Annotated in this window: 21 protein-coding genes; 19 read left to right on the top strand and 2 right to left on the bottom strand. The window is 57.5% G+C overall.

Translation table 11 applies throughout. From position 1 onward, the window contains the following. Window positions 1-70: 70 nt before the first annotated feature. From L6439_RS17920 to arcC, 8 genes are all read left to right on the top strand, one after another. Window positions 71-1003 (top strand): carbohydrate ABC transporter permease, encoded by a 933-nt coding sequence (locus L6439_RS17920; protein WP_213468099.1) that lies wholly within the window; start codon window positions 71-73, stop codon window positions 1001-1003. Window positions 1004-1556: 553 nt separating this feature from the next. Continuing rightward, complete coding sequence (locus L6439_RS17915) at window positions 1557-2393, top strand: carbohydrate ABC transporter permease (protein ID WP_237096936.1); 837 nt, start codon at window positions 1557-1559, stop codon at window positions 2391-2393. 125 nt (window positions 2394-2518) lie between these two features. Beyond that, window positions 2519-3895: an extracellular solute-binding protein gene (locus L6439_RS17910; RefSeq protein ID WP_213468101.1), complete on the top strand. Its 1377-nt coding sequence runs from the start codon at window positions 2519-2521 to the stop codon at window positions 3893-3895. Window positions 3896-4145: 250 nt separating this feature from the next. Continuing rightward, on the top strand, window positions 4146-5405 hold the full coding sequence (locus L6439_RS17905; protein ID WP_213468102.1) for an MFS transporter: 1260 nt from the start codon (window positions 4146-4148) through the stop codon (window positions 5403-5405). A 34-nt stretch (window positions 5406-5439) separates the two neighbouring features. After that, complete coding sequence (gene fdrA / locus L6439_RS17900) at window positions 5440-7194, top strand: acyl-CoA synthetase FdrA (protein ID WP_213468103.1); 1755 nt, start codon at window positions 5440-5442, stop codon at window positions 7192-7194. Between the two features lie 22 nt (window positions 7195-7216). Next, entirely contained in the window at window positions 7217-8476 is a 1260-nt protein-coding gene (locus tag L6439_RS17895; RefSeq protein WP_213468104.1) for a YlbE family protein, read from the top strand. Between the two features lie 3 nt (window positions 8477-8479). Then, window positions 8480-9382, top strand: a complete 903-nt coding sequence (locus tag L6439_RS17890; protein WP_213468105.1) for an oxamate carbamoyltransferase subunit AllH family protein — start codon at window positions 8480-8482, stop codon at window positions 9380-9382. Beyond that, entirely contained in the window at window positions 9379-10326 is a 948-nt protein-coding gene (gene arcC / locus L6439_RS17885; protein WP_213468106.1) for a carbamate kinase, read from the top strand. Before L6439_RS17890 ends, arcC begins: the two co-directional genes overlap by 4 nt. 106 nt (window positions 10327-10432) lie before the next feature. On the opposite strand, the gene pruA is transcribed toward arcC, so the two are convergent. Further along, window positions 10433-11980: an L-glutamate gamma-semialdehyde dehydrogenase gene (gene pruA, locus L6439_RS17880; RefSeq protein WP_168178798.1), complete on the bottom strand. Its 1548-nt coding sequence runs from the start codon at window positions 11978-11980 to the stop codon at window positions 10433-10435. 42 nt (window positions 11981-12022) lie between these two features. Further along, window positions 12023-12943, bottom strand: a complete 921-nt coding sequence (locus L6439_RS17875; RefSeq protein WP_168178797.1) for a proline dehydrogenase family protein — start codon at window positions 12941-12943, stop codon at window positions 12023-12025. A gap of 219 nt (window positions 12944-13162) precedes the next feature. Here L6439_RS17875 and L6439_RS17870 point away from each other — a divergent pair, with 219 nt between their 5' ends. The 11 genes from L6439_RS17870 to L6439_RS17820 all read left to right on the top strand — a co-directional run bounded on the left by L6439_RS17870 (window position 13163) and on the right by L6439_RS17820 (window position 22814). Then, window positions 13163-14452 carry a sigma 54-interacting transcriptional regulator gene (locus L6439_RS17870; protein WP_237096524.1) on the top strand — a complete coding sequence of 430 codons (1290 nt, stop codon included), beginning with the start codon at window positions 13163-13165 and terminating at the stop codon, window positions 14450-14452. Between the two features lie 53 nt (window positions 14453-14505). Then, a complete protein-coding gene (locus tag L6439_RS17865; RefSeq protein ID WP_168178796.1) occupies window positions 14506-15033 on the top strand; it encodes a DUF2569 domain-containing protein in 528 nt (175 codons plus the stop codon). A 26-nt stretch (window positions 15034-15059) separates the two neighbouring features. Further along, window positions 15060-16229 (top strand): GNAT family N-acetyltransferase, encoded by a 1170-nt coding sequence (locus tag L6439_RS17860; RefSeq protein ID WP_213468107.1) that lies wholly within the window; start codon window positions 15060-15062, stop codon window positions 16227-16229. 232 nt (window positions 16230-16461) lie between these two features. Then, window positions 16462-17427, top strand: coding sequence for an alpha/beta hydrolase (locus tag L6439_RS17855; RefSeq protein ID WP_213468108.1), 966 nt, complete (start codon window positions 16462-16464; stop codon window positions 17425-17427). A gap of 34 nt (window positions 17428-17461) precedes the next feature. Next, on the top strand, window positions 17462-17722 hold the full coding sequence (locus tag L6439_RS17850) for a GNAT family N-acetyltransferase (protein WP_213468109.1): 261 nt from the start codon (window positions 17462-17464) through the stop codon (window positions 17720-17722). A gap of 409 nt (window positions 17723-18131) precedes the next feature. Continuing rightward, window positions 18132-18770: a class I SAM-dependent methyltransferase gene (locus L6439_RS17845; RefSeq protein WP_168178792.1), complete on the top strand. Its 639-nt coding sequence runs from the start codon at window positions 18132-18134 to the stop codon at window positions 18768-18770. A gap of 102 nt (window positions 18771-18872) precedes the next feature. Continuing rightward, window positions 18873-19472 carry an HD domain-containing protein gene (locus L6439_RS17840; protein WP_168178791.1) on the top strand — a complete coding sequence of 200 codons (600 nt, stop codon included), beginning with the start codon at window positions 18873-18875 and terminating at the stop codon, window positions 19470-19472. A gap of 42 nt (window positions 19473-19514) precedes the next feature. Further along, the gene (locus L6439_RS17835) at window positions 19515-20504 is read left to right on the top strand and encodes a BadF/BadG/BcrA/BcrD ATPase family protein (protein ID WP_168178790.1); all 990 of its coding nucleotides are present in this window, start codon (window positions 19515-19517) and stop codon (window positions 20502-20504) included. An 82-nt stretch (window positions 20505-20586) separates the two neighbouring features. Further along, on the top strand, window positions 20587-21537 hold the full coding sequence (locus L6439_RS17830) for a phosphotransferase enzyme family protein (RefSeq protein ID WP_168178789.1): 951 nt from the start codon (window positions 20587-20589) through the stop codon (window positions 21535-21537). Window positions 21538-21551: 14 nt separating this feature from the next. Further along, window positions 21552-21818 (top strand): hypothetical protein, encoded by a 267-nt coding sequence (locus L6439_RS17825; protein WP_237096523.1) that lies wholly within the window; start codon window positions 21552-21554, stop codon window positions 21816-21818. A gap of 663 nt (window positions 21819-22481) precedes the next feature. Beyond that, window positions 22482-22814, top strand: a complete 333-nt coding sequence (locus L6439_RS17820) for a hypothetical protein (protein ID WP_168178787.1) — start codon at window positions 22482-22484, stop codon at window positions 22812-22814. Window positions 22815-22836 lie beyond the last annotated feature (22 nt).

Raw genomic sequence — 22836 nt, 5'->3', positions numbered from 1 at the left:
CAACCTATGATTGAACCCGGAAGGGGGTGCCTTGAACTGCCGTACGATATTGATGCAAGGGGTGATTTTCATGTCTCTGAACGCGAACTCCGCTTTCCGTCGCCAAGGTCCGGCCTCCCGAAGCAAATGGAGCCGTAAAGACGCAACAGGATATTTATTTGCCGCGCCGCTGCTTGTCGGCGTGCTGGCCTTCTCCTTGTATCCGATTCTGGCTGCGCTTTATATGAGCTTCCAGCATACGAACGGAATCGAGGGCCGCTTCAATGGAGTGCACAATTACCGGATCGTATTGACGGATCCGGTGTTCTGGCAGTCGCTCTACAACACGCTGTTTATGGGGTTGCTGTCCGTCGTCCTCGGCATCATCTCTTCCTTTGTGCTGGCGAGCTTAATCAACAGCCTGCCGTGGACGGGAGGCAAAAACTTTTTCAAGAGCGTGTTCTTCCTTCCCAATGTCGTGTCTGCGGTAGCGACGAGCATCCTGTTCTCTTTCCTGTTCTATCCGGGAGAAGAGGGACTGCTTAATTTCGTCCTCGCCCCGATCGGATTGGGACCGGTCGGCTGGTTCACCGACCCGGCCTTTTCCCGGTTCAGCATCGTCCTGATGAGCATGTGGGGGGCTCTCGGATACAACACGATTATTTTCCTCGCCGCACTGCAGAGCGTGCCGCGCGACTTGTACGAGGCGGCGGAGGTCGATGGAGCGAACGGCTTGCGCAAATGGCTCTATATCACGATCCCGTATCTTCGTCCCGTCTTCGTGTTCATGGTCGTCATGGGGACGATAGGCAGCATGAAGCGCTTCACCGATGTATGGCTCATCGGCGGCACGGCGGGCAATCCGGACGGCACGCTGCTGACCTCGGTTCTCTATATTTACCGCACGGCCTTCATCGGGCATCAGATGGGGCTGGCGACGGCCGCCTCGTACTTGCTCTTTCTCGTCATCCTTATTTTGACGGGGCTGATTCTCCGCACCAACCGCCGGCATGATGTCGACTAGAAGAGGAAGTTCAAAAAGCCGCTTTTGATCACGAAGAGAACCAAGAAGCAATCTCGGCAACGAATCTTGCGTTCACCCTCGAAGTCCGGTGCTCATGTAGGTTTCGCCTACACTGCGCGCCTCCTTCTTCAGGTTCTCGCAACCTTCTCGGTGCTGAAAAACCGGCCTTTTTGAACACCGCCTAGAAGAGGAAGTTCAAAAAGCCGCTTTTGATCACGAAGAGAACCAAGAAGCAATCTCGGCAACGAATCTTGCGTTCACCCTCGAAGTCCGGTGCTCATGTAGGTTTCGCCTACACTGCGCGCCTCCTTCTTCAGGTTCTCGCAACCTTCTCGGTGCTGAAAAACCGGCCTTTTTGAAGCCGCCTAGAAGAGGAAGTTCAAAAAGCCGCTTTTGATCACGAAGAGAACCAAGAAGCAATCTCGGCATCGAATCTTGCGTTCACCAACATTACTCGTAAAGGAAGCCCAATACGCACTTGAAGGGAGGCAGCCTTATGCCATCAATAGGGAATCCGGCCGTCCCGGACGGCCCGGCGAATCCGCTCCCGTCCATGCGGCGCAGCCGCCGCGCGGGGCGCGCCCTGATCGCCGCGGCGCTGTCGGTCGGCTCGATTGTCATGATCGTGCCGTTCCTGTGGATGCTGATTACGAGCTTCGACTGGGGGGCCAGGCTGAATATTCCGTTCCCGCCCCGGCTTGTCCCGCGCGAATTTTCGATCCGCACTTTCGAAGTCGCGTTTCTTAATATCGATATGCTCAAGTACATTTTTAATTCCATCCTCGTGGCGGGCGGCGTCATCGCTGTCAGTCTGCTGTCGGCGCTGCTGTCCGGCTACGCGCTCTCGAAGATTCGCTTCCGCGGGGCGGGGGCCGTGCTCGTGCTGGCGCTCAGCACGATGATGATCCCGTTCGAGATGACGATGATCCCGCAATATTTGCTGTTCAACAAGCTGGGCCTCCTTGATACGTACTGGGCCTTCTATTTGCCGGCCTTGAATTACGCGTTCGGCACGTTCCTCGCGAAGCAATTCATGGATCAATTGCCGGGAACGCTGCGGGAGGCGGCGATTATCGACGGCGCGAATGAATGGCGGGTATTCTGGCGCGTCTACTTCCCGCTGTGCACGCCGATTGTGGCAACGATCGTCATTTTGCAATTTCTCGGGGTATGGAACGATCTGCTCTGGCCGCTGCTCGTCTTGAGCGATGCCGCCAAATATACGATCCAGCTCGGCCTCGCGATGTTTACCTATAACCAAGGCTTGAACCGGATGCCGGCGATCATTATGGCCGCGACGACGGTAAGCCTGCTGCCGGTGCTTGTTCTTTACCTGTTTTTGCAGCGGTATATCGTAGAGAGCATCGCGCTGACAGGCATCAAGCAGTAGCGTTGCGGGGAACCGGATTGGGCGTCAAGTTCTTTCGCTGGAAGGGCACTTAAATGGAAAAGGAAAGAGCAGAGGCGCGGGCTTCCATCTCCGCGCCGCATTACACAACGGGGAGGTTGGGCGGTATGAAGAGATCGGTCTGGATCTGTCTCGCGCTGTCGCTGGCGCTCGTGTTGAGCGCCTGCTCCGGAGGCGGCTCGTCCGGCGGGGCGCCGGCGAAGACATATGAGAAGGTGTCGGACATGAAAGGCACGGTGCGAATCGCGCTTGCCGGCTGGCAGATGGAGAACGGAGTCGATACCTTGACCGGGCGCAAGACCGTCGGGTTCAATCCGTTCATTCAAGATACATTTAAGAAGATGTATCCGAATATCGAGCTGAGGGTGACCCAGATTCCGTGGGAGAACGCCTTGGCGAAGCAAAAGGCGATGCTGCTCTCCAACGATGCCGATCTGCTCTATACGGGCGGAGCTTATGCGAATCAGTTTTACCAGCAGGGGCTGCTGCGGGATCTGGATGATCTGATCGCCGCTGACAGCGGCTTCGATCCAGGCATTTATTTGGAGGGCGTATTTAAAAATTCCTATAGCGTCCGTTCTCTCGACGGGAAGAAGCAGTTCGGCATTCCGGTGATTCTCGGCAAGCGGATGATTGTCTACGACAAACAGATATTCGAGGATTGGGGCGTAGAGCCGCTGTCCGCGAATCCGACGCCGGAGGAAATTCTGGAGAAGGCGAAGAAAATGACGGGAACCAACCCGAAGACCGGCAAGCAGAACTACGGCCTCTGGTTCAGCGGCAACAGCCTGAATCAATCGGCGTTCGTCTCGCTCTCCTATGCGTATAATGTCAATGGGGTGGAAGGCAGCCTCGATAATCTGCGGGATCTGAAATGGAATCTGAATACCCCGGAAATGACCAAAGTTTTCGAATGGTTCAGGGAGGCGGCGCCGCTGGCGCCGAAGGCCTTCATCAATGGGCAGGGCGCCGAGAATTTCGGGCTCGAGGACAACAATATCGCGATTGCCATCGATTCCTCGGGCGGAGCGGCCTTCAATGAATACCGCAGCTCAGGCAAGGCGGAGCTGGTCGATCGCTTCGTTCCGGTTCTCAATATGGGGCCGAACGGGGAAGGCTGGGTGGCGGTAGACCCGTTCGTCATGGCGAAGAACGTGAAGGATGAGAAGGCGGCGTGGGAAGTGATGAAGTTCCTGACCAGCTATGACATGCAGAGACATCTGTATGAGAACGGGCTGGCGACGCCGACCTTGAAAAAAGCGGACTTCGTCGATGAGAAGGATGTCTATACCTCGAAGGCGATGGAGCTGGCCGGCATCGCGCGTAAAAATCTGATTGATGAAGCGAACCCGTTCTATAATACCCGCATGGTTCCGGTCATCAACGGCTTCATCAGCCAGGCCGCGAACGGCAATCCGACCGACATCGGCAAGCTGCTGTCCGATTTGCAGGCGGAAGCGGTGAAATGGTCGGCCGAGCAGTAAGTCTGCTGGAGCTTGCTTGCACCCCGCATATTAATTTACAAATCCAATACAGCCCGGAACTTTCGGCAATGGTTATTGCCGTCGGCTCCGGGCTGTTTATTGTGCATATCCTTTCACAGCTTTGAGCTTAGCGCGACTCCGTTCACATCTTGGGATTGAGAATCGCGCAAGTAGGCTGGAATGAAAGAATATCGTTCCCGTATCTGCAAATGATATGATTACTGACTCCACGAAATGAGGGAACTGCAAAATGGAAGAAACATTGGAGAAACCGTTCAAATCGTCTCCAAAGGCTAGAATGCCTTACTACTGGAAGGTTATTCTCGTATTTACGCTCGGCTGGGTATTCATGTATGCCGACCGCACCATACTCAATCCGGTTATGCCGATTCTGGCGCAAGAATTCGGGATCAACAATGCGCAGCTCGGTTTGATCAACAGTGTGTTTTTTCTCGCCTATGCGATTTTGCAGATTCCGGCGGGAACGCTTGGCGATCGGCTGGGACGCAAGAACGTTCTTGTTCCCGGGTATATTCTGTTCGGCCTCGCTACCGCTTTTACCGGGATCGTCAATTCCTTCTTCATGCTTCTCCTTGCCCGAATCATCACCGGGGTGGGCGAAGGGACGTATTACGGTCCGCAATATGCGTTGTCGTCCGAAGCCATTCCCGAAAAAGTGCGTACGGTTGGAACCGCGGTCATTAACAGCGGCCAGGCAATCGGCATTTCGCTTGGCTACATCACAGCCAGCACGTTAACGCTGGAGAATGGTTTGAACTGGAGAATTCCGTTCTACATTATGGCCATTCCGACGATCATCACCGCTCTCTTGATCTGGTTCGTGATCAAGGAGAAGCCTCGGAAGTTTAATGTGGAAGCTCGGGGAGCGGACACGAATCAGGGCGGGACGCGAAAGATATCCATGTTTTCGTTGTTCAAGAACCGGAACCTTTCGCTCACGTTCATCATGGTATTCTGCTCGCTTTACGGATTTTTCGCGATTCTCACCTGGCTCCCGCAGTATTTGCAGACCGAGCGGGGCTATCAGGGCAGCGATGTCGGCTTCATCTCTTCGCTCGTTCCATGGGCGTCGATTCCCGGAGCTCTGTTCTTCGGGTATTTATCCGATAAGTTTGGAAGACGGAAACCCCTGGTTTTTATTTTGGTGCCCATCGCCGCCCTGTCCATCTATCTGGTTGTGTACACGCAAAGCGACGCCGCGATGATGTTCGCCTTAATCGTCTACGGTCTGACCGGGAAGCTGGCGCTGGACCCCGTGCTCGTCGCCTTTGTAGCGGATAACGCGCCTAAGGAAGCGTACAGCACCGCGTTCGGTCTGTATAATTTTATCGGCATGAGCTCCTCCATTCTCGCTCCTTACATTACGGGTTATTTGGTGGATACGACGGGCAGCATGCGGTCCGGTTTTTTCCTGGCCATGGTTCTGCTGTTTATCGGTCTGGCCGCGATGATTTTTACCACAGAAAAACGAAGAACGAGAACGGCCTAACGATCCGGGTCGGCATCAGGAAAGGGAGATTGTCGTGCTTAAAACCATTATAAAAGAAAACGTGTATCAAGACTCGGTCAGCTTAATGCTCCTTACGAACAAGCTGTCCGCCATGGAAGGCATCAACCGGATCTCGGTCATGATGGGCACCCCCGCCAACCTGGATATCTTCCGCAATACCGGATTGTATACGCCGGAGCTGGATCGGGCCAAGCCCAATGATATCTGCATCGTAATCGATACGGAGCAGACGGAGAAAGTGACGGAAGTCTTGAATGAAATCGATTCTTTTCTGAAAAATCAAGCGCTCTCCGGCGCTAAAAACGATTATGACAAAGTCCGCACGTGGGATCGGGCCATGCGATTGCTGCCCGAGGCCAATCTGGCGCTTCTATCGATTCCGGGCGAATATGTCGCGGACGAGGCGCATAAAGCGTTGGACAAAGGGCTTCACGTTTTTATTTTTAGCGACAACGTCCCCGAGTCTGATGAGCTGGCGCTGAAACGGAAAGCGAAAGAGAAAGGGCTGCTCGTGATGGGACCCGACTGCGGGACCGGGATATTGGCCGGAGTTCCGATCGCGTTCGCGAATGTTATCAGCCCGGGGAAAATCGGTATCGTCGGCGCATCCGGAACCGGCATTCAGGAGGTATCCACCATTATCGACCGGTTGGGCGGCGGAGTTAGCCATGCCATCGGCACGGGCGGCCGCGACCTGAGCGAGTCGATCGGGGCCTTGACGATGCTGGACGGCATTGCCGCGTTGGAGGCGGATGTGAATACGGAATTGATCGTCGTGATTTCGAAGCCTCCCGCCCCTGAGGTCAAGAAAAAAGTGACGGCGTTCCTGCAGTCTCTGTCCAAGCCGTCCGTTGCCATCTTCACGGGAGAGAAGCCGTTGGAGCCGGAAGGCAGCGTTCATTATGCTTACACTTTGGAGGACACGGCGGCAATGGCCGTTCAACTCGCCTATGGGAGAACGCCTTCATCCCCCGGCGCGCGGGAGACGATCGCGGAAGGGGGCCATGCATTGCAGTCCGGACAGTCCTATATTAAAGGCTTGTATTCGGGAGGCACGCTGGCGACAGAAGCCGCCATGCTCGTGCGGGAGGCGTTCGGCATCCCGGCTTCGCTGAAGCATGAGGACGGCTATATTTTCAAAGATCAAGGACATGAAATTATCGACTTGGGTGACGATATCTACACGAAAGGCCGTCCTCATCCGATGATTGATCCGTCTACTCGCAAGGAATTCATCGGCAAGATGGCACAAGATCGCGAGACGGCGGTTATTTTGTTCGACGTCGTGCTAGGCTACGGTTCCCATGAAGATATGGCCGGGGAACTGATTCCTTCGATTCGGAACGCGGTCGCTCGCGCTTCCGGGGAAGGCAGAACCGTATACTTCGTGTGCTCTGTCTGCGGGACGGATCAAGATCCGCAACATTACGGGGAGCAAAGACGAAAGCTGGAAGAGGCCGGCGTACTTGTCGAGGACAGCAACGTACAGGCTGTGAAGCGGGCGCTGCGTCTCGTCGGCAAATCGGTGCCGTCCAGTCCGGCGTTTTCCGCTTCGCCTGCGGGCGTCCGGCACGGTTCCCCCGACGGGGTTGCGGTGCCGGAAGCGACGGCCAAGCTGTTGTCCGGCAAGCCGCGCGTAATCAATCTCGGTCTGGCGAGCTTCGCGGACACGATCCACCGGTATGAAGGGAAAGTCGTTCAATTCGACTGGCGTCCGGCAGCGGGAGGCAATAAAAAGCTAGCTAATATTTTGTCCAAATTAAAATAACGACATGTAAGGAGAACGTACTATGTACCATACGATTGACGAAGCCAACCGGGCGGTAGTCGAGAAAATAGCCGGCGCACAGCCGTTCCTGATCGACGTGGTTCCTGCCAACACCGTTATTGACGAATTGAACGGCCGTACGCTGCTTCATGCCGGGCCGCCTATCGATTGGCCGGACATGACCGGGCCGATGAAGGGTTCCTGCATCGGCGCGCTGCTCTTTGAAGGGTGGGCCGCGACAGAGGAGGAAGCGAAGAAAATGCTGGAAGGCGGGGCAATCCGATTCGTCCCCTGTCATCACGTCAACGCTGTCGGCCCGATGGGCGGCATTACATCGGCCAATATGCCGGTTCTCGTGGTAGAGAACCGCACGGAAGGCAACCGCGCTTATTGCAACCTGAATGAAGGGATCGGCAAGGTGCTGCGCTTCGGCGCGTATAGTGAAGAAGTGATCAGCCGTCTCCGCTGGATTCGCGACGTCCTCGGTCCCGGGATGTCCAAAGCGCTGAAAGCTTCCGACGGGGGCATCAATCTGAATGTCGTCGTCGCCAAGGCGATTACGATGGGCGACGAATTTCATCAACGCAACATTGCCGCTTCGCTGCTGCTGCTCAAAGAACTGGCGCCGCTCTTATTGGCGACCGATGTGCCCGAGACGGACAAAAGAACAATTATCAAGTTTTTGGCGGATACCGACCAATTCTTTCTCAACGTGATGATGGCGTCCTGCAAGGCCGTTATGGATGGCGCGCGCACGATTCAAGCCGGCACGATTGTCACCGCCATGACCCGCAACGGCAAGGATTTCGGCATACGGGTCAGCGGATTGGGCGATCAATGGTTTACCGCGCCGGTCAATACGCCGAAAGGATTGTTCTTTACCGGCTATTCGCAAGAGGACGCCAACCCGGATATTGGGGACAGCGCCATCACGGAGACGTTCGGGGTCGGCGCCATGGCTATGATCGCCGCACCGGGGGTCACCCGCTTCGTCGGCGCCGGCGGCTTCGATGACGCCTTGGCGATCAGCAATGAAATGGCGGAAATCTGCTTCGACCGGAACAGCAATCTCACCGTCCCTACATGGAACTTTCAAGGAATCTGCCTGGGCATCGACATCCGCAAAGTGATTGAAACGGGGATCACGCCGGTCATAAATACGGGCATCGCCCATAAAGAACCGGGGATCGGTCAGGTTGGGGCCGGCACGGTCAATGCGCCGCTCGCCTGCTTCGAGAAGGCGCTGATCGCTCTGGCTGAAGCTATGGGCATTGCAGACTGACCTATGCTCGTCGTCCAAGGGGAGGCATACAGCTCGAATATCCCCGGGCTTATCCGGGAGAACGGCTGCGGAACGGTACATAGCAGCTTTCGCAACGGAATGAACATTCGAGTCGGGCGGCGGCTTTTATTTATAGGTACCGGGCAGAATGGATATTTGCCCTTTGCCGTTCATGTCGACCGCGATTCCGTCAGGCACATCGCTAGCCGGATTCGTCCCGGCGACAGAATGGCTGCGGAGTTCCGTCAAGGCGCGTTATGGCTGGGCGAACGGAACATCGCCGTGCGTCTGGACAACGCTTCGGCATACTGCAGCATGATGAGCCGCTCACCGGGAGCCCCCGGAATACGGTCCGCGAATTTCCGGCGGTTCGCTGCCTTGCTGGGCATGTATTCCGGGATTACGGGATTTGGGATGAGCGCCGGTGAGATCATGGACATTTTGCGCAAAAAAAACGATCGAACGGTGTTGGGGGAGGCCTTGATTGCCTGCCGGACATACCTTGGCTGCTGCGATCCGTCTCTCCAGTGGCGGGCCGTCCGGCCCCTGATCGGTTACGGCGCGGGGCTGACGCCGGCAGGCGATGACTTTTTGATCGGCGCCCTGGGCGCCGGGATGTATACCGGCCAAATATCTGCTGTCATTCTGCCCCGGCTGGCTGAGCGCTTGGAGCGGCATCCGGATCTGACGACCGATGTTAGCCGGGAGTATCTGCATTACGCTGCGAGCGGACAATTCGGAAGCCGCATTCTGGAGGTGCTGAATGCGCTTTGCAGCGAGGAGCCAACCGATGCGGCCAGAGCCGTGTGGTCGCTAATCGGCACGGGCCGCACGTCGGGGATCGATACCGCTCTGGGCATATACTGCACGATTGCCAAACTAGAAAAGGAGGTAGCGCCTGAATGAAGACCGTGCTGATTGCGCTCGGCGGCAACGCGATTTTGCAAGCCAATCAAACCGCGACTTACGAGACCCAATTGCAAAATATCCGGACGTGCTGCACCATTATTGCAAATATCGTACACAAAGGTTATCGCGTTATACTTACTCACGGCAACGGTCCGCAAGTGGGGCATATTTTGCTCCAGAACGAAATGGCCAAGGATTCCGTCCCTATGCTGCCGCTGCATGTATGCAGCGCCGAGAGCCAGGGATTTATCGGCTATATGATGCAACAATCGTTACTGAACGAATTCACGAGGCAGGGGATCGAGCGGCAGGTCGTATGCCTTGTGACATCCGTGGAGGTGTCCCCCGACGACGATGCCTTCGGGCAGCCTAGTAAGCCTATCGGTTCGTTCTACAATAAGGAGGAAGCCGAACGGCTCGCGGCGGAGAAAGGATGGAGCGTGAAGGAGGATTCCGACCGCGGTTGGCGCCGTGTCGTTCCCTCTCCTGCTCCGCGCCGCATTATCGGCAGTCGTGTCATGCGGCAATTGCTTGATGCGAACCACATTGTTATCGCGGCGGGCGGGGGAGGCATTCCGGTTGTACGGACTGCGGACGGGACGCTGGAAGGCGTGGATGCGGTCATCGATAAGGATCGCACCGGCAGCCTGCTCGCGAAGGAGATCGGAGCGGATACGTTCATTATGCTAACCGATGTGGAGCAGGTGTACATTAACTTCGGCGAACCGGAGCAGCAAGCCCTTGGCGCGGTTTCTATCGAGGACGCGACCGGCTATTTATCCGCGGGACAATTCGGCAAAGGCAGCATGGAACCGAAAATGAAGGCGGCCGTCGATTTTGCCGAAAGCGGGGGAACGGCCATTATCGCGTCGCTTCGCAATGCCGATCTCGCCCTGGAAGGCAAGTCGGGAACCCGGATCAGCAAGGGAGCCGGCGGATAACGGCCGCCCGTATGGTCTGCTTCCATTGACTATCCGCCAACTGACTTTCCGCCAGCGATGACAGAGCAACGGCTTTTCCGCAGAAGCGGAAAAGCCGTTGTTTATTTTACCATTTCTCCGATACGAGCTTCGCTTGAGTGAATAAGAGCAAATAATCGCGTCCGCCCGCCTTGGAGTCGGTGCCCGACATGTTGAAGCCGCCGAACGGGTGCACCCCGACGAGCGCGCCGGTGCATTTGCGGTTGAAGTACAGATTGCCGCAGTGCATATGGCGGCGGGCATACTCCAGATGCTCGCGGTTCCGGCTGAACACCGATCCGGTCAGCCCGTATTCCGTGTTGTTGAATATATCGATCGCCTGCTTGAAGTCTTCCGCCTTGCAGACGGCAAGCACCGGGCCGAAAATTTCCTCAAGCATGATGCGCGCTTCCGGCATGACATCCGCGAACACGGTCGGCTGCAAGTAATAGCCGTCGCCGCCGGCGATATCTCCTCCGGCCACGAGGCGGCCTTCCGACGCGCCGATCGCCATGTACTCGCGGATTTTGTTGTAGGCGTTCTCATCGATGACCGGACCGATCGGATAGTTCTCTTCCGGCAGGCCGACCGTCAGCTGCTTCGTCTTCTCAATGATATGGCCGAGCACTTCTTCATAGATGTCCTGATGAATGATGGCGCGGGAGCCGGCGGAGCATTTCTGCCCCTGGAAGCCGAAGGCGGACGCGACAATCGCCTCTGCCGCTTCGGCCGGATCGGCGCTGTTGTCCACCACGATGCCGTCCTTGCCGCCCATCTCGGCAATAAGGCGCTTAATCCAGATCTGCCCCTGTGCCGGACGCGCGATCCGTTCGTTAATCCGGAGTCCGACATCGCGGGAGCCTGTGAACGAGACGAAGCGGGTGCGCGGATGATCGACGAGCAGGTCGCCGATCTCGCTGCCCGAGCCGGGCACGAAGTTCAGCACGCCGGCCGGCAGTCCGGCTTCTTCCATCAGCTCGACGAAGCGCGCGGCGATCACCGGCGATGTCGATGCCGGCTTGAGCACGACCGTATTCCCGGCGACGAGGGCGGCGCAGGTCATGCCGGCCATGATGGCGAACGGGAAGTTCCACGGCGGGATCACGACGCCGACCCCGAGCGGGATATAGGTCAGCCGGTTGTCCTCGCCCGGCAGCGGAGTCAGCGGTTGCGGACCCGCGAGCCGGATCATTTCCCGGCCGTAGAATTCAAGGAAGTCGATCGCTTCGGCGACATCGGCATCCGCTTCGGCCCAGTTCTTCCCGACTTCATACACGAGCCAGGCGGAGAACTCGAACTTGCGCCGGCGAATAATCGCCGCAGCCTTGAACAGGTAGCCCGCCCGGACTTCCGGGTCGACATGCTGCCAGTCCCGGAAGGCGGTATCCGCTGCCGCGATCGCTTGGTGAGCCAAGTTGGCATCGGCCTGTGCGACATAGCCGACGACCTGCTTCACTTGACCTGGATTAATGGAAGCGGAGCGTCTGTCGGTCATGATCTCCTGACCGTTGATCTTGAGCGGGTAGGTGCGCCCCAATTGGGCACGAACGCGCTCCAGCGCGGAGAGCATCGCTTGGCGGTTATGCTCCTGCTTGAAATCGGTAAACGGCTCATTGCGGTATTCCACCATCGTCATAATAACGCCTCCTATATATATAAATATGAAGTGATATAAATCCTACGACTTGAAAAGAGATTTCATCACAAATCCAACATTCGCCGGCCGCTCTGCCAGACGGCGCATGAAGTAGCCGTACCAGTCATTGCCGAACGGAACATAAATCCGCATCGTATAGCCTTCCTTGGCCAGTTCGCGCTGCGCCTGGGTGCGAATGCCGTAGAGCATCTGGAATTCGAACTGGCTGCGCGGGATATGGTGATCGCTTACGAATTGCTTGACATGCTGGATGATTTTATCGTCATGGGTGGCGATGGCGGCATAGTCGCCATTTCTGAGGTGTTGTTCGATGATGCGAATGAAGTTGCGGTCAACGTCTTCCTTATTCGGGTAAGCCACATCGGGCGACTCCTTGTATGCGCCCTTCACGAGCCGGAGATTCGGCCGGAACCGGTGCAGGCTGTCGATATCGTCTGCGCTTTTGTACAGATAAGCCTGAATGACGAGGCCGACCGTGTCGCCGTATTCCTCGCGCAGCTCGGAGAAAATATCGATGGAGGCTTCGTTATGCGCGTAATCCTCCATGTCGATGCGGACGAAATTGCCGCAAGCGGCGGCGGTGTCCAGGATGGCCCGCATGTTGCGCATGCACAGCTCGCGGGACAGATCCAGTCCGAGCTGGGTCATCTTGAGCGAGAGATTCGAGCGGACGCCGCTCTTCTCTATCTCCTGGAGCGTGCGAATGCAAAATTCGGTGGATTCCAGGGCCTCTTCCTCCGTAAGAATGAATTCGCCCAGATGATCCAAGGTCGCCACGATTCCGGCTTCATTCAGTTCCCGGACCGCCGCGATGGCATCCGCAATCTGCTCGCCGGCGACGAAGCGGCGGGCGCCGAAGCGCAGGCCGTACTTCTTCGCGGCGCGATTGGCCATGCGATTCTTCGACAGAAATAATAGACCATTTCTCAGTAAGCTTTCCATCCGCGATTCTTCCCTTCTTCTGACGAAAAAGTGTTCAAAAAACAGACACATATTCTATTTATGATTAAATATAATCATAAAATATTGGAAATGTAAACACATTCTTTTGAATGGAATGGAAATTAGGCCGGACGGCAGCTTGGGAATGAATGCTTTTTCATTGCAATCTGAATGAGGTTTTGCCATAATCTAATAAAATTGATTGCTTGGAGATGAACGATGAGTCGGTCAGAAATCATGGAAGCGGTGCTGGGCGTCCTGCTCGGCGCGATGAGCGATGCCGTTACCGTTATTGACAACGAAGGAACGGTGCTGTACTGGAATCGGGTCGCGGAAGAGACCTATGGAATCAACGGCGCCGATATCATCGGCCGTAAAATAGGAGACTTTTTTCAGAGAGAATCGATTATGCTTTTTCAGGTGATGGAAAGCGGCCGCGCGGTCCATCAGGTCTACCATGAGCCGCGTCCGGGCATGCATGTCATGATCAACGCGGCCCCGATCACGGATGAGGCGGGGAAGCCGCTCGGCGCCTTGTCCATCGAACGGGATGTGTCGTCCTATGTGAAGTTAAGCGCGGAGATGTATCATCATCCGGCGGGCCAGCCGCTGCTGCCTGCGGTCTTTCCATCCGCCGCGGTGCCGCGGCTTCAGACGGCATTCTCCCTCGGGCAGCCGCTGCTGCTGGCCGGCGAGGCCGGAGCCGGACGCACTTCGTTGGCCGAATGGCTGCACCGGAGCGCCGGACGATCCGGACGCTTCGTGATGGTCAGCTGCAGCACCGTTCCGGAGGGCATGCTGGAGGCCGAATTATTCGGCTATCACGGGGGAGGAGAGGAGCGGCCAGGGAAGCTGGATCTGGCGGCCGAAGGCACGCTCTATCTGAGAGATATCGACGCGCTTCCGGCGCCGATGCAGGAGAAGCTGGCGGCCATGCTGCGGTTGTCCCGCTTCGAGCGGCTGGGCGGCGGCGCCTCTGTCCCGCTGCAGTGCCGAATCTGCGGCTCCGTCGGGTCCGAAGCCGCCGCGGAGGGAGCGGGCCGCCTGCTGCCTTCCTTGCGGTACGCCTTCCAGCTCTACACGGTTCCGCCGCTGCGCGAGCGGAAGCAGGATCTGCCGGAGCTGTGCCGCGTCTTCCTGCAGCAGGCGGCCGCCAAGGCGGGGATTACCGCGCCGGAGCTCGCGCCCGACGCGTTGGCGGCCGTCTTGGCCTGCGACTGGCCGGGCAATCTGTCGCAGCTCAGGAACGCGATGGAATACGCCGCGGCGGCCGCGGCCGGATCCGGCGCGGTGACATCCGCCCAATTGCCGGACTATGCCCGCTTGACCACGCTGAATGAGTTAACGGAGCCGGATCTCCCTCTCAGTGTCCACTCCGGGGAGTGGGAGCGGGCCCGAATCGCCGAGACGCTCGAGCGAACGAACGGGAACAAGGCCAAGGCGGCCCGGATGCTGCGTATCTCCCGCGGCGCTCTCTACTATAAAATGAAGCAGTACGGATTGGACTAAAGAAGGTTGAACCGCGGGGTCCAGTCCATATCATGAGAGAAAGGAAAAAAAGAATGAACGCGAATCCTCGCGCCGGTTCGTCCGGCGAGCCGCCCCGCCCGCTGCCGCCGCTGGCTCCTTCGTATGAAGGGCTGTCGGGCTGGCTGATTATTGTCCAGATCGGGCTATGGCTGTCTTTAGTTATGATTCTTCACCTGCTGTTCTCGGAAATTTTTCCAATCTACCAATCGAGTACATGGAGCCTGCTTACGACGCCCGATTCAGAATACTATCACTCCATGTGGTCGGTGCTCATTATTTTCGAGACGGTCGCCAACCTGTTGACGCTGATGCTGCTGGTTATGGTCTTCGTTCTGTTCTACCGGAAAAAGAAGCTGCTGCCGACGATGATTATCGTGTTGTACATATGGAATATTTTATCGTCCTTTGCCGACTATTATTTGGGCGGCCTGATTCCGGCGGTTCAGGATGCCGATGGCCCGGGCACTCTTCGCCAATTGGTTCGCAGCTCCCTCTTCGGCGTCATCTGGATTATGTATTTCATCCGATCGAAGCGCGTCAAGGCGACCTTCGTCAATTAGCTTTCGCGTCAAAGGGGGTTCGGGCAATGTCTAACCTGGAGGAGCCGCTTCATATCGAAGCGCTAACCTTCAATCAGCCATTCTGCGCAGGCGTCTTCCTTATCCGGCAAGATCGCGTCGTCATGACGCTCAATGCGGATATGGAGTCCGAGAACAGCCCGGCCGGACACTACGCTCCGGTCCTGCGCATCGGCGGCGTCGGAGGAGGGCAGGAGCCGCGCGAGACGATCTCCGCCTGCGCGCTGCGGGAGGCGAGAGAGGAGCTGGCAACCGAACGGGTACGGTTGAAGTCCTCGCCAATAACGTATTTTCATGACATGGACACCGGTGACATCCGTCCGGTCACGGTGCGCGACGAGCTGGCGCCGTTCCTGCTGCAGCGGGCGGCCAATCCAACGCCGCAGCAACCTTATAAGCCGGGCCTGCCTGTCGGCCCCTACATCTATTACGGCATCTATGCGGCCGAAGCGGATGAATCGGAACCGCTCGCCCCTGGGGACGATGTTGCGGCGCTGCTGTTCATTCCGATCCGGAGCTGGGACGTAATCGAGCGGGGGGCGACCCTGTCCGAAGCGCTGGCGCACGGCTGCGCCATAACGGAAGCGCTCCCGCTGCATCGGGATACCCGGCTGCATGTCCCTCAGTCCGAATCGATGCGCATGATCATGCGGCTGTATCCCCAATTCAAGGAGGCCGATGGCATCGAGCTTCGGCCGCTGGCGATGACCGACGGCAGCGATATTTATGAGATGCTGCAAAAGATGGGACCCGGAGAGAACGGATTCTCCAACAGCGGATACGGACTTCGCCGCACACAGTTCCGCTCCTACTTGAAATCCTACATACAGATGTCGCCGGGGCATCGCCTTCCGGCGCATCTCGTCCCCCAGAACGTGTACTGGCTGTATGTCCAAGGGTGGCCGGTCGGCATCGGCAAGCTGCGGCATGCGCTGACCGATGCGCTGCGGGAGCGGGGCGGCCATATCGGCTACGCGATTCGTCCCGAAGCCCGCCGGCGCGGGTACGGCACGGTCATGCTGCGGCTGCTGTTGGCCGAGGCGAGACGGATTGGCCTGCGGGAAGTGCTGCTGACCTGCGATGAAGACAATACGGCTTCCAGACGCGTGATCGAGAAGAACGGCGGCCGGTTGGCCGGGACTGCGGACGGCATCTGCAAATATTGGATTGTCCTCTGAGAATGGACGATCCGGGGTGCCGGCAAAGACGGGATCTCCCGCTCTCATCTGGGTAGAAGTGGAAAAATAGATTGCTCATAGCCGCCATGCTCCGGTTATAATATGGAGTAGAGGAAATCCATCCTGCAGTTCGAGGAGCGCGGAATATCCGGTTCGAACGGCAGGAGCGGCGCTCCGAATCGTATTCTGCGCTTGTTCATCATGATACGCTGCAAAAAAAAGGGATGATCGTATGTGGAGTTATGTGGCGGCGGGATGCGTCCTGCTTATCGTTATCGCGGGTGCGAATCTGCTGGGAAATCATGTGTTCCGTCGCATGACGCTGGGCAGGCGCTCTCTTCCCGAGGAATCGTTCGCCACGGTGGAAGGCATGGGCTTGATGTCACGGGACGAATTCGAAGCGCTGCCGAAGGAAGACGTAGCCATTGTCTCGAAGGACGGGTTCCGGCTGCGGGGGTATTATATCGAGCCGCACCCCGGTGAACGCCAGGTTGTCATTATCGTTCACGGATATACGGCGAGTCACGGATATTCGTCCCAATTCATCCGTCTGTTCGCAGACGAGGGCTTCAACGTGCTGCTTATCGACCAGCGCAGCCACGGACGGAGTGAAGGACGCTACGCTACCTACGGCTATTATGAACGGGAAGATCTTGACGCATGGATCGAATGGGTCCGGCGCCGTCTGGGCGAGGACGCCTATATCGGCCTGCACGGGCAATCGATGGGCGGAGGCACCGTGTTGATGCATGCCGGGATGGACCCGGGGATCCGCTTCATCATTGCGGATTGTCCATACTCGGACCTGGAGAAGCTGATGCGGTACCAGCTGAAGGATTTGAATCGGGTGCCGCCGTTTCCCTTCATGGGCATGCTCGATCGGAAGCTGCGGCGCAGAGCGGCCTTCTCTATGCGCGATGTCAAGCCTGTAGAGCAGATCCGTGACCAAGAAATACCGCTGCTTCTCATCCATGGCGGCAAGGATGATTTCGTGCCCACCTCGATGAGCGTCGAATTGTATCACGCGAAGACGAAGGGCATCCGGCGGCTGCACATCGTTGACGATGCCGTCCATGCGACCGCCTATCCTGCCGATCCGGAAGGGTACCGGGAGGCTGTGCGCCATTTCCTGGCCGAGGTGGAGGAGCAAGACCGCCTGGAACGGCTGCCGGAGAGCGAGGCCGCGGTGGAAGGTTAAAGACTCGCGGCCGCCTGGCTTCTAATGGCAGCGGATGATCGATCACAGCGGCCTGCTGATTACGGCTTGGGCGGGGCAGCGGATGGTCGGCGTCGCCAGAGCGGTGTCCGATTTGGCCGTCGACCGCTCGTACCAGAAGCAGGGGATCGGAAAGACGCTGCTGGAACGGCTCAAGCGGAAGCTAAGCGATGAAGTATCCCTTATTCTCATCTCCGTTCCCGAAGCCGAGGCGTTTTTCCTGAAGGCCGGGTTCATCCGTTCCGAGCGAAGCTACATCATTCCGCGTTCAAGGTAACGCTGTTTTTGGCGTTCGGGGCCCGGCTCGTCTTCACCCCAGCGGCGCCTCTCCCAGAAGGCCATATGCGGCATTGAGCGCATGGTTTCCGGTACGCCTTGGCCGCTGCCGCTCCCCGCGCCTCCCTATCCGGGCGGGGAAGCTTCCCTTCTTGTCTCTTCTTTTTTTCCGATCATCGTCTTCTCCCGCATTGCTCCCGTTCCGTCCGCGTCGTTCGGTTCACCTTGTCGAACGGGCGCCAGGGCGTTAGTTGACTCCGGGGGTTGAAATATGCGATGCTTCTTGTCAAGAAACGATATATTGTCCGTCGTGCAGGTCGTGGAAGGCTGGGCGGCTGCTCCTTATCCGGCGATTTTATAAATCTAACATAGGCGAAGCCGCCGTTATTTTAATTAGAGGAGGACTGCATATGCCCTACAGAGCGATTCCCGAAGAATTGGAACAATGGTGCGAGCAGGTGAAGGCGGATACCGAAGCGGCTTATTTGTCATATGGTGCGGATGAGCCATGGAAGCAATCGGGAATGTCAGGACCGGAACAGCGCTGGAAGGCGTTGCGTAAGCCAGTGGCCGATGCCGTCGAGCAATCCGGATCCTTCCTGGATATCGGGTGCGCCAACGGTTATTTGCTGGAATCTGTCATCGAATGGACGAAGGAGAGGGGCATTGCCATCGATCCGTACGGTCTAGATATTTCCGAGAAGCTGATTGAGCTGGCGAAGGAACGCCTGCCGGCGTACGCGGATCATTTCTATGTCGGCAACGCCTTCGCCTGGATACCGGAGCGGCGCTTCGATTATGTGGCGACAATGCTTGATATTGTGCCGGAGAAGTACGAAGAAGAGTATATTCATTTTCTGCTGGAGCACCATGTGGCCCCGCAGGGCAAGCTGCTTCTGCTGAAGACCGGAGCTTACGAGGAACCGGAAGTGTGGCTCCATAAGCGTCTGGGCCGCTACGGCATCATTCATGGCCGTATACTGAACGGCTATGATCCGTTCAACAACCGCCAGACCAGCGTCGCTGTCATTCACCGGGACGAACGGTAAGGCCGAGGAGCAGGGAACGGGGAGCAGCCGCCCCAAGGGGAGTGTGCGGACGTGAGCTTGCTCTCTCGGGGAAATACAGCCATTGAAGGAGATTGGACGATCATGGCATCCATGCAGGATAGATTGGAAATGCAAATCGAGTTCATTAAAGAAGTGGATAAATTGAAATCGGTCTTTCGGCAGTCCTATTTGCTGGATAGGAGCCGGCATGAGAATGACGCCGAACACACTTGGCATCTCACCGTGATGGCGATACTGCTGCATGAGTACGCCAATGAGCGGAATCTGAACCTGTTGCGGGTGCTCAAGATGCTCATCATTCACGATATTGTGGAGATCGATGCGGGCGACACGTTTGCTTATGATGCGCAAGGGCAGGAAGACAAATTCGCCCGGGAGTCGAAGGCCGCGAAAAGGCTGTTCGGCATACTGCCGGAGGAGCAGAAAAATGAGATGATGCAGCTCTGGATGGAATTCGAGCAGCGCCAGACGCCGGAGGCGCAGTATGCGGCCGCGTTGGACCGGCTGCAGCCGCTGATTCATAATTACACGACCGAAGGGAAATCGTGGCGGGAGCATGAGATCACCAGCGAACGGGTGCTGGCGCGCATCGGCGGAATCAAGGAGGGCTCGCAGCAATTGGGCCGGCTCGCCGAGAAGCTGGTCCAGCAGGCGGTCGAGCGTGGCTATCTGGCCAAATAAGCGATCCTGCGGCTTCATCATAGGAATATGGGGGATGCATGAATGGGCAACATTGTCATCGGCATCGATGGAGGAGGAACGACGACGCGGGTCATGACGGCTTCCTTGGACGGCACGGTCATCGCCTACGCTGAGAATGGCTGCTGCAATCCGAACAAGGATGTGCTGGCGAAGCAGCATGTCAGAGATGCGCTTCAGGAGGCGGCGGCGCATTCCGGCGGCGCTCCGATTGCCGCCCTGTGCGCCGGCTTGGCCGGACTCGAATCGGACCAGGATATGGCATGGGCTGAGGAATTCACGGACGCGTTCGGCCCCGCAACCGCTTCGATCGTGCGGAGGCATGTCAATGACGGAATGGTGGCGCATGCGGGCGCCTTTTTTGGAGAGCCGGGGATTATGGCCGTGTCCGGGACAGGTTCCGTCGTGTTCGGGCTGAATGAGGCGGGCCGCATCGTGCGCAATCAGGATTTTCACCACTATGCGACGGCCGCCCGCTTTTTAGCCTATGAGGCGATATACAAAATCATTGCCGGGTACGCGGGTGAGGCGGATCAGGCTTGGGTAAGCGACATCCTGCGCTACTGGGGAGCGGGAAGCGTCGATGAGCTGGGCGAGATGGGAGCCGGCGGGTTCGTTCGTGACGAGCATGAACGAATGCGGCGCTTCGGCGAGATGGCGCCCTATGTTACGAAGGCCGCCGGGGCAGGGGTCCCGCTGGCCCGGATCGTCTGCGACGAGGCTGCCTCCGCGCTCGAGGAAGGGATTCGCATTGTCGGTTCGCGCTTCAGCGGGGAGACCATATCCGTCGCGTTCGTTGGCAGCGTCATTCGCGATCCGTACATCCGCCGCATCCTCACTGAACGGCTTCAGCAGGCGGATGCTCCCGGCCGCAAGCGCTTCCGGGTCATCGAGCCGGCGCTGTCCCCCGTGGCGGGGGCTGTGGTCATGGCGCTGCAATCGGTTGGCGTAGCCATTACGCCCGATACCCTCGCGCGCTTGCAGCAGCATCCACGTTCAAGAGCGCCGGAATAGCCAGATGGATGGTGCTCCAAGCCCGACTCATTGGGATGGATCGGTTCTGAACAACGGCAGGCAGGGAGTAGGAGAGGGAACGATGATTGAACATTTGCAGCCCGCAATTAATGAGGCGTACGGTATCGATTCGCGAGACTCAAGATTGCTCGGAGGATACTATAACCATGTGTTCGAGACTTCAGACGGAGCCATGGTCATCAAATGCTGCCGGTTCGATCGCGAAGATCCGGCCTTCGTGGAGGCTGAGCTTGCCTGGATGAAGCAGGCGGCGGAAGCCGGCCTGCTGGTGCCGGAGCCGGTGCCAGCGAAGGACGGGGGGATGACGGCCCGGCTGAGCGAGGAGTGGTTCGTCGTCGTCACGAAAAAGCTGAACGGGGCGGCCATCAATCCGAGGGATCCGGAGCAGTGGAACGAGCGGCTTTTCCGCCAATGGGGGGAAACGATGGGAACGCTGCGCCGGTCGGCCCGGCACTATGCGGCGGCTTGGGCTCCGCCGTTCCTGGACTGGACGGACGATCGGCTCGTTCGTGAAGCGTTGGCTCCTGCCGGCAGCGGCCGACTCGAAGAAGATGCGCCCGTCTGGGATCTGTGGCTCGAGTGCGTTCAGGAGGCGCGGCACATCCCTCAGGATCCGGACCGCTATGGTCTTATCCATCACGATCTTCATCCAGGGAACTTGCTGCGGGTTGGAGACCGGTTGGCGGTCCTGGACTTCGGTGACAGCATTCGCCACTGGCATGCGTATGATATCGCGATTGCCGCGCAGGCGGCGTCGATGAGCGTGCGGAACCGGGAGGAACGGCCGGCCTTCGTATCCCGGTTTTTGGACGCCTTTGCGGCCGGATATGCGGAAGCGGACAAGCTTCCTGCCGAGGAATGGGAACGGGTTCCCTTCTTCCTCCGATATCGAAGCATCTACTCGTATTTATATCATCGGACGAGCAAGCGGCCGGAGGAATGGAGCGATCAGGAGCAGGCCATTTTGGCACGCATGCGGGAGGATATTCTGAGCGGAGCCGCATATCTATAAGGCGATTGCTGACCTTGGCCACTGCAGTGAAGCCGGACCGGCGCGGCACCGAGGTTCGGAAGCAGGGGGGCGTAGCGGGTATGAGTGATCGGCGCGTAGACTGGATGGATGAGATTTTCTCGAATTACGCGAAGTCAGGCGGGATGAACGAACTTCCCGGCAAGGGCAAGCCTCTGGATGCGGCAAGCGGGGATGCGCTCCACGAAATCAGCTGGAGCAGATGCTTCATCAGATGGAGGAGCTTGGAAGCGAGCCTCATGACGAGGCGATCAAGGAACTGAACCGCAGCATCCAGGCCCTACAACGCGATGGTTCCGAATGCGCTACTGCAAAAAGGAATAATTACGAAGGAAAACATACGGGCACAGTGGACAAAATGGGACTAACACGTACTTGGGCTTCCGCGAGGCGGGAGCTTTTTTGATCCGTTCGTGGTCCGCAGCTTCCTTTTGCCCAATCTCCCAACCGGTCAGGAAGAAGTCTGAACGTACGTAAGCCCCTTTTGCCCGGTCTCCCAACTTGTCAATACGAATTTGATAGGAAACCCCGTTAATCTTAACGAGGGGTAGAGTGAAGTAGAAGGACTGCCGCTAAAACTGACCGAATGGGATAGCCAATATAAGAAGGTAAGGACTGAGTTATCGGGAAAATAATTTAGAAGAAGTGTTCCGACTGGTCCCCGGGGATGGCTCTTACATTGTTTTTGGAGTTCTGTCAAGAATTCCGTTCTTATGGCTCATTGCAACTGGGCAATTCCAATATATACTAAGTACGGATATGGTATAATCATGTATACTAGTCTGTCGTAGAAGCAGTCCTGTCCGCCCCCCCGCAAGTGGGGCCGCATAGCCGTGCATTGACCGCTATCGGCTGCGGGTGTAGAGTGAAATGAGACAGGCGGAGCCGGAGCGGCTCTGAACCGTATGGGAAGGAGGGCGCTTGCGATGATGCTTACCGTATCTTCAGGAAGACAGGGCCAGGAGTGGTTCGACATTGATGTGTCGGAGGATTGCACGGGCCTGCAATTGAAAGCTATTCTTGGTTTGAAATTGTTCGGCGAGCCGCCGCGCAATGGCGTGCAATATATACTCGAGGCGAAGCAGCCGGAAGGGTTGTGGTTCGTCGTACAGGAACAACAGCGGCTTGCGGAGGCCGGGCTGCGCGAAGGGGCGCATATCCGCATTCAACGGGCTTACTCCACGACAACCGACTCGCTTCCTGCATATGGCAGACGAATGCTGTTTCAACCAGAGAAGGACAGGGTAGCGAATAAGTAGCGATTCAGACGAGGAGTTGTTC

It is taken from the genome of Paenibacillus dendritiformis, from assembly GCF_021654795.1.
Taxonomy (GTDB): domain Bacteria; phylum Bacillota; class Bacilli; order Paenibacillales; family Paenibacillaceae; genus Paenibacillus_B.
Note: the sequence above shows the minus strand (reverse complement) of the source record. Positions and strands in the feature narration are given on the sequence as shown.